We start from the raw sequence: 13,187 nt of genomic DNA, 5'->3' as shown, positions 1-13,187 counted from the left end.
CCAAGATGGCGGCGTTACGTGAGGCGTTTGTAAGTCTATTTCACAAACTGCTTTACCTGCTGTGGTAATACAGGCACCACTTTTTGCTGCCAAAACTGATTGAAACTCTCAGGTTGAACTCCTCGCCACGCAATTCCAATTGCTAAAGTCAAGAAAAATAAGGCTCCCAATCCATTAATTAAATGAGATAAAATACCAGGGCCTTTAGGGGCAGATATAATCTTTGGTCGATAATTCATCCCCTCATATTGAAGTTCATCATCATGGCGCTTCGATGCTGATGTTTTTTGCCGCGATGCTGGACGACCTCTAGAAGAATCTGTTTTGCTGAATGTACTACCAGAAGCACCTGTTTTGCTCATACCAGTTGTGCCTCCCGTTGGTTTCATTGTAGAAACGCCTCGCGTTGGCAATTTGCCAGTAGACATATCTGTTTTGCCGCTTCGTGTTGGCAATTTGCCAGTAGACATATCTGTTTTGCCGCTTCGTGTTGGCAATTTGCCAGTAGACATATCCGTTTTGCTGAAAGAAGTATTTCCAGTCTGCAAACGAGTCTGCTGCGACGGTTTCTTGGAAGTTTGCGATCGCATCAAATTTTGCAATTGCTGAGTTACTGGCATTGGTTGTTCGCCTCTTTTTGCCCACTGGGACAGCATCGCCGCCGTAATTCCGCAAAGGTTTCCCACGTTCAAAGCTTGCATCCGCTTCAATAGTGGCTGGTTATTGCAGACAAAAACCACTAAGGATTCTGGGTTTTCGAGAGCAAAACCGTAAACGCATTGAGCGATCGCAACTACCATCCGCGTATGTTTGCTTTGATTTCCGCCAACAGCAGGTTCTAAATTGGGATGAGTCTCTAAAGCATCTGTCACGGCCCAACCGCTAGCGGGGAAAAATCGCAGAAATTCTCTAGCTAGTTTTTCGCGATCGCTATCCGCCTCATCTGCCAGAAATTCCATTTCCTCAAACACCACTTCCGGGACATAACAACTTCCCGCCTTGGCATATTGTTGCCATGTTTGGGAATTGCTACCCATCACCACATCAACATCAAGAATTAATAAAACCGCAGGAAGATTATTACTCATAACTTTACACCCATTGTTAACAGTTAACAGTTAACAGTTAACAGTTAACTGTTAACAATTTAGCTGCCAATGCCTAAACGTCCTGCCAAAGCTGGAGTTAAAGGCAAAAGCGTGGCAATCATCAAAAACAAAGCTAACAAACCCAAAGCCGCACGGGCATCGTCAGGTTCGCTGAGTTCATTCAAACTCGGTCGTTCTAAGTTGCGCTGCACAATCAAAATCACGACCGCCCAATACAATGCTAAAGGATTTACTAGCGATGCGATCGCCAATACTGCAAAGGTTGCAAACGTAGCCCTCCCTGCAATTTGACGGCCATAAATTGCCTGGACGATTCGCCCCCCGTCCAATTGTCCAGCTGGCATCAAATTAATTGCTGTAATTACCAAACCTAGCCACCCAATTACTACTAGCGGATGCACATCTACTATGGGTTGCTGCAAAGCATCTCCCAAAACTACCCGCGCCAATGTTCCTACTAAAACTGAGCCTTTAAAAAAATCAGCGGGAATTTGAAATAAACTGCCTTTATGAGAAAGTAAAAAACCACCGATCAGCATTGCCAGGGAAACAATTCCTCCTGCTGCTGGCCCTGCGATCGCGACATCAAAGAGGACTTTGCGGTTAGGTAATACTGACTCGAAGCGGTTGACTGCACCAAAAGAGGCAATTTGCCAAGTGGGAATGAAAAATGGCCAAGAAAAGCGGACATTGTGGCGCTTAGCGAGCACTTGGTGTCCGATTTCGTGAGCGATTAAAATTACCAAAATTCCGACTGCGATCGGCAAGGCTTCTGGGTAGCGCATCGGTTCGCTAAAGAAGTCAAATCCAAGTAATAACCCACCTGTTTCTAAGCTAGTGGCAACGGTAGCCGCCATCAGCGCCACAGAGAGAATTTTTTGGGAGATTGTAGTTTGTTGGGGGTCATTTTTGCTGGGCAAAATAATCGCTACAGGTCGATCGTCAGTATTTTCTACTAAAAATAGTCGGTAGCGATCGCCTAATCTTTCCTGTAAACTCGCTGACATCCGCCCATAGACTAATTCTGGATCTCCCCGCAAGTTACCTTTGCAAATTACGCCGTCCTGAAAGGGAATAGTTTCAGTTGCAAAAAACGTATCTATACCGAAAATGCCTTGTATTGCCTTCAAGTCTTCAGGGGGGATAGGAACGAGTTCTGGTTGTTCAGTTAGGGCTATTTTTACCTCTGTCTTTGCTGGTTCTGGATTGGAGACATCTGGGGGTGTATCGGCGGATGTCACCATTTTTTCAGCCCGCGATCGCAGCAAGGCATCTTCACCAGCCGCCCGTAGTTTTTTCCCCAAGTAAATGTACAATCCCGTAGAAGCCACTAGCATTAATAAAATGCCAGCCAGGTTGAGGTAAATCCCGACCCCGAACAAACCAAAGAATAACAGCCAGGGAGTCATCAGCGACACCGACTGCAACCAGGCTAAAATCCCTAGTTTGCCGAAAGGTACGGCTCGGTAATACCCCCAACCCAAAATCCCAAGGGCAATCAACACAATGATAATCGTTGCCGCGTTTTCCGATAGAGTATCAATCCCTAATAGAGAGCGATCGGCATCTACTGCACCTATCAGAAATGATAAATTCCTGGGAATATCAAATAGAGTTGGTGTAAACATTATCCAAACCTTTCTGAAACTAGCCTTATCACTTAGGATAGCGCCTGAAGGCTACTCGTCTAGCAATGAGCTACTGCTGTTTTTTTGCTTGACATTATGTCTGGTTTATGATATGCGATTTTTTTAGTGGTAGTGTGAATGCAATCCTTAGCCACAGAAGAGACAGTTTGAGCGTAGGAAAAATGCGATCGCTGTTGGGAAAATTTTTGCTTTTGAGATAAAACGATCGATCTATTTCGATTTTGGACGCAAGGAGTAAAGATAAAATTCATCCTTACCAGCACATCGCAACCGAAATAAAAGCCCTGGAAATTCCAAGAAAAGTGGTAATAAGACTTTCCCGCACAAAAAGAATGTGAAATAAATTGTGTGTAATGTGTTCTAATTAATATAGTAAACCCAAATTCACGAGGTATTCTCAATGGTAGAAACAGCTACAGCACCTTTAACAGGAAAAGCTCTGCTTCAAAAAATCAAAGGCAGCGATTTGCCCCGGCGTGAACTAGCCAAACTCTGCGGCTACTACACAGTCAGCAAAGGCGGCGATACTCGCATCAACTTAGCGGAGTTTTACGACTCTGTATTAGCTGCTAAAGGCATCGAGCTAGAGAAAAGCAAAGCTGATGGTCGCGGTCGTGAAGCTAGTTATCGAGCCAGCGTCCACAAAAATGGTTCAATTGTTATTGGAGCCAATTATACGAAAGAGATGGGCCTAAAGCCAGGGGACGAGTTTGAGATCAAATTGGGCTACAAGCACATCCGCTTGATTCAGATTGATGGCGACCTGACTGACATTGGAACCGATGACGAGGGTGATGAAGAGGATGGAGAAGAATAAAGGCTAGGGAAGTGTAAATCTACTCCCTCACTTGCTCCTCCAACCACAGTTTATATCCCTAGTTCCTCTATGTTTAGCTAATGTTGCTGAGACTTCCGTACTGACACGAAAATTGTGATGCGGATAGTCGGCTTAAAGCCTGAAAGCCTTTTCATACCGTTGATAAGCTGGCTGAGGGCGTAAGTCTTAGTTGCTTTACAAGGGAGAAAATATCAGTCTTGCTGCTCCCAATCGGGACGGCTATGCGACCTTGCCGACAGTAAATTTTGGCTTGGGGGTTTTGGATTATTTAGTTTTGCACCCCGATGACGAATCAGTGGAACAAATCGAAAAGTGACTGTCCAAAATCTCCGATCTGCCGGCATTTGCCTGCGGTGGCAAACGTCCCCAGCCAAGCAGGTAAACCTAAAATTGCCAATCTAAAAATCCGCAAACAGGCTGACTCAGCAGGACAAATTTACTTGGTCTTTGTTCAAGCAAGAGGAAGTCATCAGGGCTAGGGGAAGGAAAATCAGGAAAACTTTCCTTGCGCTTTCCTTTCCGCTTTCCCTGTCAACCTCCAGAAGTAGAATCAACCTAAAATCTAAAATCTAAAATCCGTGCTTGTGGGCTATGGGGGTGATGTAATACGCCCAAACCTTAGTTTTGTCAAGCTAAAATATTAAAATCTAACATCTAAAAATTGGCTCCCGATGAACTGTCTGGACTATTTCTATTTTCTATTGGGTCGCAAGGATTACAGCACCTCTGAACTTAACAAAAAGGGGCACGAAAAGGGTTTTGAGCACGGAGACATTCTCAATGCGATCGCAGAACTTCAAAATCTTGGCTATCAGTCTGACTCACGCTTGGTTACTAGCCTAATTACCTCATCTAGCGGTAAATATGGTAAATCTGTAGTCAAGCGCAAGTGCAGGGAAAAAGGAATTGATGGTGATTTATTTGAAGAAGTGTGGGCTCAACAATACCCAGAAACAGAGAGCGCAGAGGAGGAAAAACTCAATGAGCTCAAAGCTAAGGTAATGCGGAAATACAAGATCGAGGACTGGAGAAAAGTTGACCCGAAAACTAAGGGAAAGGTCTTAAATTACTTGCAGTATAGGGGGTTTAATGCTTTCGATCTTTGGCAGCAGTGGCAGAGAGAAGCAGAATAGCAGACTAGCCTTGATTGCCGCGATCGGGTAGCCTAACTTAGTAGATAGATAAAATATAGAATTATGGATTACCAGCTCCCACAATTTCCAGTGCTGGGACAACCCGTCCACATATTGGATGACTACCCAGGCTGGTTGATGTCGCGATCGCATCAAGGCCTCGGCAGTCATGTCGTAACGCTGAATGCTGAAATGGCAATGCTAGCAGAGCGCAACCAAAAGTTAGCTAAGGCGATCGCTTCATCTGAACTTGTGATTCCCGATGGAGCAGGCGTTGTCCTCTACTTGCGGCTCAAAGGTAAAACCATCAAAAGGTGTCCGGGGATAGAGCTAGCAGAATCACTCTTGCGTCAAGTTGGACAAATGGGTTCCAATGAACCAGTATTTTTCTATGGCGGTTCTCCAGGAGTCGCGATCGCAGCAGCAGATTATTGGCAACGGCGAGTAAATGGGTTAGCGATCGCATCTCAGCATGGCTATCTTTCGGAAACAGAAGAAATAGAGTTAGAAACTTCTCTCAAAGAGTTACAACCAAAGCTCATTTTTGTCGGTTTAGGAGTGCCTCGTCAAGAGTTTTGGATAGCCAAAAATCGTCACCTGTGTCCCCAAGCCATTTGGGTTGGAGTCGGCGGTAGCTTTGATATTTGGGCAGGAGTTAAAACCCGCGCTCCTGCATTTTTCTGTGACAATCATTTGGAATGGTTATATCGGCTTTATCAAGAACCTTGGCGGTGGCGGCGGATGTTAGCTTTGCCACATTTTGCCTTGAAAGCCGTTTTCAAAAGTTAACTGTTAACAGTTAACTGTTAACCAACTTAATTTAAGGAGTGGGTTTTGTAGTATTTGGCTTAGGAGAGGGGGAGGTAACAGTTGGAGTCACTGGTGGAGTCACTGGTGGAGTTACTGGTGTTTCCTTACCAGCTACTACTGAAGAAGTATCAACCGTAGAGGCAATATCTTTTGGCGCAGCTTCAACTAGCCATTGATACTCATTGAGGGTTTCCGGGCGAGCAAATTTTTTGCAATGCTCCCATTCTCGTTGCTCTCTTTTTTTATTTTTCTGAATTTCTCGTACCTTTGCTAGCAGGCAATTCGCCATCCCGCCGCCGATTCGACGCTTATTAATTTTTTTGTCGAGTGCGATCGCAGATTCTAGTTCCAAAGCAGCTTTGCCATATTCTTTTTGGTCTAATAAAGCCCATCCGAGATTTCTGTGGAGTTGAAATTTTGTTGCGTCATCGTTGCTCCGCTGCAAACCCATGCGAAACAATGCTTCTGCTGTCACTGCATTTCCTTGCTGGCGATAGACACGCCCCAGGTGGTTAAAAGCTAAAGGAGTCCCATTTTCTAAGGAATCTTTGTACATTTTTTCTGCTCGATCTATGTCTCCTACGGATTCATAAATTTCCCCCAAGGCAATGCTAATTTTGTCATCGTCTGGAGCGAGGTTAAGTGCTTGTTTATAGTTCTCCTCTGCTGTTGTCAATAGACCTAGATCGTAATACTTGCGTCCCTCCTGATAGTAGGAGTTAGCGATTTTAGGCAAGTTGGCTTGAGCAACGATCGCACCTAGCAATAGCGTAGCCGAAATTCCCAAGGTAAATTCACTCTGTAAATGAGAGGGAATCCTCGCTTTATTCATCATATTCTTAATCACTTTCTCTCCTCCTCCGCCTTGCAAACTCGACAAAGCCAAGGCCATCAAACCGCTAGGGCCAATGATACCAAAGGATTCCAGCAGGCCGAACCCCCCCACAGCAAATTTAGGTATCAAGCTTGTCATATAGGCAGCAAACGCAGTTATACAGAGGACGCTTAACCCATTCCAGAGGTCATCGAAACGATCCCAGGATTGTGCTTGCTCTGCTGGTTGAAAAAACCACCACCAGGATGACTCTGGAGGTTTCAAACTACTACGCCAGTCTTCTAATTTACCCGCCTCTGCGATCGCGGCAGCTTGTGTTTTTAACCGCTCATCTAATTGAAGTAAACTAGCTATAGTTGTCGCAGAAGACTGAGTTGGTGAGTTTAAAGCTACGGCGACGGCATCGCGAGCTAATAGGACGTTTAGAGTTTTTCCTTCTGATTTGGGTGCTTCTTGCTCAAACTCGTTCAGCGCTGTTACATAATCCACAATAGCCAGGTCTAATTCAGAAGCGGTATTTTTATTTAAGTCAGTCATTATTTAACCACTTGTTCGCAGTATTATCTAGAAAATGTAGAAAGTAGAAGCTACTTCAAAATAAATTTACCAGATTAAAGCTAGACTGCACCAGCTTTGTAACAAATTTAATAGGACTTACCTACTCTGTACCATTTTCTGTCATTGCGAGTGAAACGTTGGCGTAGCCTGCCCGTTAGGGCTTAGCAATCTCAAACCCAAGTTTTTTCAACCCCTGCGTAATTCCTATTTAAGGTATAGTGCTAATCAAACTGACGCAATCTGAGTTTATCTTCTTACTTGTTTCTCCTGAATTTGTGCCAAATTCCCACTCGGAATAGAGGCGATTAATTGGCGCGTATAAGCTTGTTGCGGTTGCCGATAAATTTGTTCCGCTAGCCCAATTTCTTCTATTTTGCCTCGGTTCATTACCATGATCCGATCGCTCATAAACTTGACCACGCTCAGATCGTGGGAAATGAAAATATAAGTCAATCCAAATTCCCCCTGTAATTCTTTTAACAAGTTCAAAACTTGCGCCTGTACCGAAACATCTAGCGCTGAAACCGATTCATCGCAGATAATAAACTTAGGATTCAAAGCTAAAGCACGAGCAATACAAACTCGCTGTCTTTGACCACCAGAAAATTCGTGAGGATAGCGACGCATAAAGTCAGGATTTAACCCAACTCTTTCTAACAAATAAGCAGTGCGATCTCGCCGCTCTTTTATACTCTTACCAGCACCGTGAATCATCATCGGTTCCATCACAGCATCTCCAATATTTATGCGAGGATTGAGAGAGCTAAAAGGGTCTTGAAAAATAATTTGCAGATCGCGCCGCAACCATTGTAGCTTCTGAGCGTATTGCCTATTTTGGCGATAGTTGAGCGCCCATTGCCATTTAGAGTTTGCTTGATTAGGGGGTGTAATTTCTTCACCTTCAAAAAATACTTGACCGCTGGTAAGTGGAATCAATTGTAACAAAGCTCTAGCTAAAGTAGATTTGCCACAACCTGATTCTCCTACAAATCCTAAAGTTTCCCCTGGTTGAACATCAAAAGAAACATCATTTACTGCCATAAATAAGCGTTTTGTTTCCCCAAACATTCCCGACACCGGGAATCCAACTCGCAAATTCTTAACAGAAAGTAAGGGGTTTGATTGCTTAAGATTAACTTTTTCTTCGCTCTTTAAATATTCTTCTACTTTCCCAACTTTTTCCTTAATTAGCAATTCACCACTAGCAGAAATCGTAACTTCCATGAAATCAGAAATCGTTGGCAATCGTAGCGTTTGTTGCTCAGGATTGGGGCGACAAGCTAATAAACCTTTAGTATAAGGATGTTGAGGATTAGTATAAATTTGCTCAATGCCACCGTATTCTACAATCTTACCTCGATACATTACAGCTACGGAGTCAGCAATTTCAGCGATTACCCCTAAATCGTGGGTAATAAACATCATCGCCATGCCTCTTTGATCGCGTAATTCCCGCAGTAAAGCTAAGATAGTTGCCTGTACTGTTACGTCTAAAGCTGTAGTCGGTTCATCGGCAATTAACAAAGTAGGATTACAAGAAATTGCCATTGCAATCATCACCCGCTGAATTTGACCGCCAGAAAGTTCGTGGGGATAGCGGTCTAGCATTGCCTGTTTCTGGCGATTTACTAACTGCATTAAATCGCGATCGTTGTCTGCAAATTTGCTTCCCTCTTGGCTTTCTGCTAAGCACTTTTGTCTTAATTCTGCGTCACTGGGTAACAGTTTTACTTCTTGTAATAATGATGCGGCTTCGCGCCTTGCTTCCACTTCGGAAACATTTTTATGCAGACAAATTGCTTCTGTTAATTGAAACCCGATGGTATAAACGGGGTTGAGCGAGCTCATAGGCTCTTGAAAAATTATGGAAATTTGGCTCCCTCGGTATTGTTGCCTATCTCTGGGTAAGAGTTGCACCAAGTTTACAGGTGTAGAGGTAACAGCTTGTTTGCCGTCACTCTTGGCGGAGGAAAACCAAATTTCTCCAGTGGTAGCAGCGGATGAACTCGGCACTAAGCCCATGACAGCGAGGGCAGTGACAGATTTTCCTGACCCCGACTCTCCGACAATTCCTAGAGTCTGCCCTCGTTTCACCTCAAAAGAGATGCCGTCAACAGCGTTGACTAGCACAGGCGATTCGCCTGCGCCCGCAGATTGAAACTGAACCCGCAGGTCGCGAACGTCTAGGACTGTATCACTCATGTAAGGTTAAAAGCAAAAGTTAATGGGAATTTAACTGGATTTTAACAGTGTCTTGCCTGAAGGATGAAATCAAATATACCGGGCGATTGGAAATCGCGGCTATACAGGCAAAGTCCGCCTGCGCGGACTAATTCAACCCACCCAGACGGGTTTAGTCTATCTAGATGCTAAGTCTATTCGCCCTTTTTACTTAATAAACGTAAGGTGGGAGCTCGCCGAAACCATATTAGCGAATCGTGACCAGATTTTTGCCGCGAGCGCCCACCCTACAAGTTATTTATTTAAAAACCAATTACCTGAGTGTTTTCTGGTAAGGCTGCGGTATCGGAAATTTTCTTAAAAACAGTTGCTTGAGCGTTAACAACAGAGGGTCTAGGGTCGCCTGGTTTCGTTCCTTGCAATTGCAGGCGCATTAGACCTTCGGCGGTGAGTTCAAAGACGGTCATTACGGTTTGAGTGGCGCTGAGGCCGACATCAAGGTGCATTGGTTGATTTTTGGCATCAACTTTGTATCTCATTTCTTTGGCGCGGGCGGCCCCTTGGGGTGGTTGGACGACTAGATATAATTTGCCTTCTGGGGCAAAGATGAAGCTGAAGGACTGACCAGATGGGTCTGTAGCCTCCCATTGTCCGAGCAATTTCTGGTCAATATTATCGGTAGGGGCGGCTGTTTCAGCTTGGGCAATTGCTGGGACTGTGGTTGGTAATGGGTTAGCTTGGGCGGTTAGGCTGCTAAGGACAGTGAAACACAGACAGGATGCAATTAATTTGGGAAGAATTTTGGAGTTAGTCATTAGACTGCTGTGAAGTTGGGTGATTTCTGTTTTTATAGTCTAGTGTAAAAATCCCGATTTGACTCTGGCGGCGGGTGAGGCTATTGCTTATATTCTCAAAGAGGTGGGTTATTGGAGGATTGGTATAACCTTCCTTACTCTAATAACTCACTAAACCCTTCTTCTTAACCTGCCGTTGTGCTAAAATATCAGCATAAAGGCTTTCCACCTGAGAAATATTCCCCGATAAAGTATAGCGATCGATCACCCGCTGACGAGCTTTCTGGCCCAATAATGTAGTCAACTCAGGATGATCTCGAAATAGTGGTAACAGCGTTTGCAACTGACTACTCACCCGTTGAGGATTCAAAACCACCCCCGCACCATTCTCCAAAACCTCCCCATCAGCACCTACATCCGTAGCAAGACAAGCCAAACCACAGGCCATCGCCTCTAATAAAGACAGGGATAAACCCTCCACCAAAGAAGGCAAAATAAACACATCAGCACCCCGGAGAATTTCAATCCGGCGTTCCTCATCCTCAATAAAACCCATCCAAATAATGCCGTCTTCTTCCCCGTAAAACATTTGTAAAGAAGCCGCCATTGGCCCATCCCCAACGATCGCTAACACGCTACCTGGGCCCATTTCTGCCTTTTTCCAGGCCTTCAACAGCGATTCAACATTTTTCTCCATCGCAATCCGGCCAAGGTAGACAAAAACGCGATCGGCATTTAATTCAGATTTTAGTGCCGAATGGCCTGGAGAATACTTGAGCGAGTCAACTCCATTAGGAATTATTGCCACCTTTTCCTCCGGGACTCCCAACTCGACTAATATATCCCTTTGAATTTGAGAAAAGACGATCGTGCAATCGTAATTAGCCAAAAAAGGAGCATATAACTGATACATCAGGTGTTGCGTTCCCGATGTTAAATTGCGAAGTTTGCGGTCAAAAGGCGGGTGAAAAGTGGCTACCAATGGCAAATTTAACTCTTCACAAACTTCTGGCAATACAAAAAAATCTAGCAGAGAAAGCGTCAGGGAAGCGTGAACTAAATCTGGTTTCAGTCTTTCCAGGGACTTCTTTAAAACATCTCTCGATTTGAAAGTAGGAATAGTATAAATTTGCCACTTTTTCAGGTATGGCAGGGGAACTTCGCACACCATTCGTGCTTCACTATTAAAAATTGGCGATTGAGTCTTTTGGGATGGTGGAGAAACCTTACCTTTCCCCAGTCCCCACTCGCGGGCCAAAAGTCCCCAATCATTAGTCCACAACCAAGAATCAGCAGTTCTGTCAGACTCAGCAGCTTCTTGGGCAAAGTGCAGAAAACTAACCTGGTATCCTCGGTCTAACAGGCCATTCGTAATTTCACGAGAGTAGGTAACGTTACCGCAAAAAGGGAATTTTTTCCCAAGCCAAGCAATGTGCATTCCGGTCAATCAGGGTTTGTTATGTGTGAGCTTTGGTTAACTTTAGTATTGCTACGGGAAATATACCAGGTTAAGATACCTCCTGCGATCGCTAACCCTGCCAAACTCAAAAATACCGCCGGCAAACCCAGAAATGTTTCGGCCACCCCAGCCAAGGCTAAGGGTAAACTCAGAGCGATATTAATCGCGTTATTTTGTAGACCAAAAACCTTACCCCGCATTTCTTCGGGAGTGGATTGCTGGATAGTAGTTTGCATCGGTACGCCCACCACCGCCGCAAATGCCCCTAACAGGGTAATAAACAGCACTGTTAGCCATAAATGATGGGTAAACAGAGATAGCCCAATTAAAGCCCCCGTCATCCCCGCATTACCAATTAGACCCAGTTGATTATGAGAAAATCTATGTCCCACCTGACCCAGAATTGCCGCCCCAACTGCCATACCCACGCCTACCGCTGCTAATAAAAAGCCGAATTGAGAAGCTTTCATTCCCGGTAGTACCTCAGCTAGCCGCACAGCTAAAACTGCTAAGGCTGCAAAGATGGAAAATAGAATTACCAGTTGAATTAAGGCATTACGGACAGGAGGCTGGTGTTTGATATAGCGCAATCCTTCGCGCAAATCTTCTAGGGGATGGGGAGGTTCGTGTTCTAAAGCGTCAGTTTTTTCGCCTGTTTTCAGCGATAGTAATAGCAGTCCTGCGATCGCATAACTTCCCCCTACTGCCAACTCCTTACCAATACCCAGTCCGCCGCCCAATTGCCCAACGATCGCATCTGCTAAGGCTAAGAGTGGTTCTCCCACTGCAAACCCAATAATCACCGACCCCATCATCGTTGTTGTATAGAGTGAATTAGCCGACAGCAAGTTACGGCCTTCTACAATCAAAGGTAGAGCTGACTGTTCTGCCGGTGCGAAAAATTGAGTCAGAGTTGACACTAAAAATGTCACCAACAGCAGCAAGCAAAAGCCCACCGGCACAGAACCCAAGTTCATATCTTGAGATAGCCACAGCAGCAAGGGCAGCGTCACCACCAAACCCCCCCGTAGGAGATTCGTAGCCACTAGCACTCCCTTCTTCGACCACCTATCCACAAACACACCCGCAGCCGCACCAAACAGCACCGCAGGTATCGTAAATGCAATCATTACCGCCGACACCCAGCCGCTAATCGTTTGACCTGCGGATTGAAAACGAGTGTCAATCAGGGCAATCATCAGCACCAGATAAACTTTATCTGCTAGTTGGGAAAAAATTTGACCGCTCCATAGAGCCAAAAAATTCCGGTTTCTCAACACGGGCAAAAATCCGCGTTCCGGTTCCTCTTGAGAAGGCTCAACGGGTAAGGCCGCGCCGTTAGATGGGGTTGCCATATTTGCAGGCGGAAACCCTGGAGGAATAGTGGGAGATTCAAGGTTTGGGGTGCTTTTCTCCTCTAGCATTGCTGGGCCAGAGATCAGCAATTCTTCCTGTTTTGCCTTTGTGCCATTCCCTGTATATTTTTCAGCAGTCAGGGGAGTTGTGAAGTCTTCTACTTTTGCCCGATATTCCGGTTCCGCAGAGGTGGGGCGATCGTGGAAGAGGGGGTTGTGCTCTCCAGATTCCGCTATTTTGTGGCTCAGAGGTAAAACCGATATTTTTAAATCAGAATCAGACAGTCGCATCATATTTTAGTAAGGGGGGGGTCGCCAGAAATCAAGGTTTAACTGCTGTTGGCGAGAGAGGTACTATATTTTGAAACTTTAACCGCTAGCTTTATCATCTTCTAACTTTTTACAGGAATTACGTAACGCCGCCATCCTGGCGGTCGAGTTACCGCCAGGATGGCGGCGTTACGGG

Annotated in this window: 12 protein-coding genes; 4 read left to right on the top strand and 8 right to left on the bottom strand. The window is 45.1% G+C overall.

Annotated features, from left to right (window positions below):
* Positions 1-35 precede the first annotated feature (35 nt).
* Genes PY364_RS15555 through PY364_RS15545 form a run of 3 tightly spaced genes read right to left on the bottom strand, consistent with a single transcriptional unit; the run spans position 36 to position 3,009 of the window.
* Complete coding sequence (locus PY364_RS15555; protein ID WP_275523872.1) at positions 36-1,088, bottom strand: PIN domain-containing protein; 1,053 nt, start codon at positions 1,086-1,088, stop codon at positions 36-38.
* Positions 1,089-1,147: 59 nt separating this feature from the next.
* Complete coding sequence (locus PY364_RS15550; protein WP_275523871.1) at positions 1,148-2,737, bottom strand: site-2 protease family protein; 1,590 nt, start codon at positions 2,735-2,737, stop codon at positions 1,148-1,150.
* Between the two features lie 59 nt (positions 2,738-2,796).
* Positions 2,797-3,009, bottom strand: coding sequence for a hypothetical protein (locus tag PY364_RS15545; RefSeq protein WP_275523870.1), 213 nt, complete (start codon positions 3,007-3,009; stop codon positions 2,797-2,799).
* 149 nt (positions 3,010-3,158) lie between these two features.
* Between PY364_RS15545 and PY364_RS15540 the strand changes: the two genes are divergently transcribed.
* The 4 genes from PY364_RS15540 (at position 3,159) to PY364_RS15525 (ending at position 5,518) form a co-directional block, all read left to right on the top strand.
* The gene (locus PY364_RS15540) at positions 3,159-3,575 is read left to right on the top strand and encodes an AbrB family transcriptional regulator (protein WP_275523869.1); all 417 of its coding nucleotides are present in this window, start codon (positions 3,159-3,161) and stop codon (positions 3,573-3,575) included.
* Positions 3,576-3,880: 305 nt separating this feature from the next.
* Complete coding sequence (locus PY364_RS15535; RefSeq protein WP_275523867.1) at positions 3,881-4,075, top strand: hypothetical protein; 195 nt, start codon at positions 3,881-3,883, stop codon at positions 4,073-4,075.
* Between the two features lie 192 nt (positions 4,076-4,267).
* Positions 4,268-4,729 (top strand): regulatory protein RecX, encoded by a 462-nt coding sequence (locus PY364_RS15530; protein ID WP_275523865.1) that lies wholly within the window; start codon positions 4,268-4,270, stop codon positions 4,727-4,729.
* A 63-nt stretch (positions 4,730-4,792) separates the two neighbouring features.
* Positions 4,793-5,518, top strand: a complete 726-nt coding sequence (locus PY364_RS15525) for a WecB/TagA/CpsF family glycosyltransferase (protein ID WP_275523863.1) — start codon at positions 4,793-4,795, stop codon at positions 5,516-5,518.
* Between the two features lie 31 nt (positions 5,519-5,549).
* Here the strand turns inward: PY364_RS15525 and PY364_RS15520 are convergent, their stop codons facing one another.
* The 5 genes from PY364_RS15520 to PY364_RS15500 all read right to left on the bottom strand — a co-directional run bounded on the left by PY364_RS15520 (position 5,550) and on the right by PY364_RS15500 (position 13,015).
* Positions 5,550-6,911 carry a tetratricopeptide repeat protein gene (locus tag PY364_RS15520; RefSeq protein WP_275523862.1) on the bottom strand — a complete coding sequence of 454 codons (1,362 nt, stop codon included), beginning with the start codon at positions 6,909-6,911 and terminating at the stop codon, positions 5,550-5,552.
* Between the two features lie 267 nt (positions 6,912-7,178).
* Positions 7,179-9,134 carry an ABC transporter ATP-binding protein gene (locus tag PY364_RS15515; RefSeq protein ID WP_275523861.1) on the bottom strand — a complete coding sequence of 652 codons (1,956 nt, stop codon included), beginning with the start codon at positions 9,132-9,134 and terminating at the stop codon, positions 7,179-7,181.
* A 281-nt stretch (positions 9,135-9,415) separates the two neighbouring features.
* The gene (locus tag PY364_RS15510; RefSeq protein ID WP_275523859.1) at positions 9,416-9,928 is read right to left on the bottom strand and encodes a hypothetical protein; all 513 of its coding nucleotides are present in this window, start codon (positions 9,926-9,928) and stop codon (positions 9,416-9,418) included.
* A 139-nt stretch (positions 9,929-10,067) separates the two neighbouring features.
* Positions 10,068-11,345 (bottom strand): glycosyltransferase family 4 protein, encoded by a 1,278-nt coding sequence (locus tag PY364_RS15505; protein WP_275523857.1) that lies wholly within the window; start codon positions 11,343-11,345, stop codon positions 10,068-10,070.
* Between the two features lie 5 nt (positions 11,346-11,350).
* Positions 11,351-13,015, bottom strand: coding sequence for an MFS transporter (locus PY364_RS15500; protein WP_275523855.1), 1,665 nt, complete (start codon positions 13,013-13,015; stop codon positions 11,351-11,353).
* Positions 13,016-13,187: the final 172 nt, after the last annotated feature.

The organism is Kamptonema sp. UHCC 0994 (assembly GCF_029167235.1).
Lineage (GTDB): Bacteria > Cyanobacteriota > Cyanobacteriia > Cyanobacteriales > Microcoleaceae > Kamptonema.
This window is presented reverse-complemented; position numbering and strand designations above follow the sequence as displayed.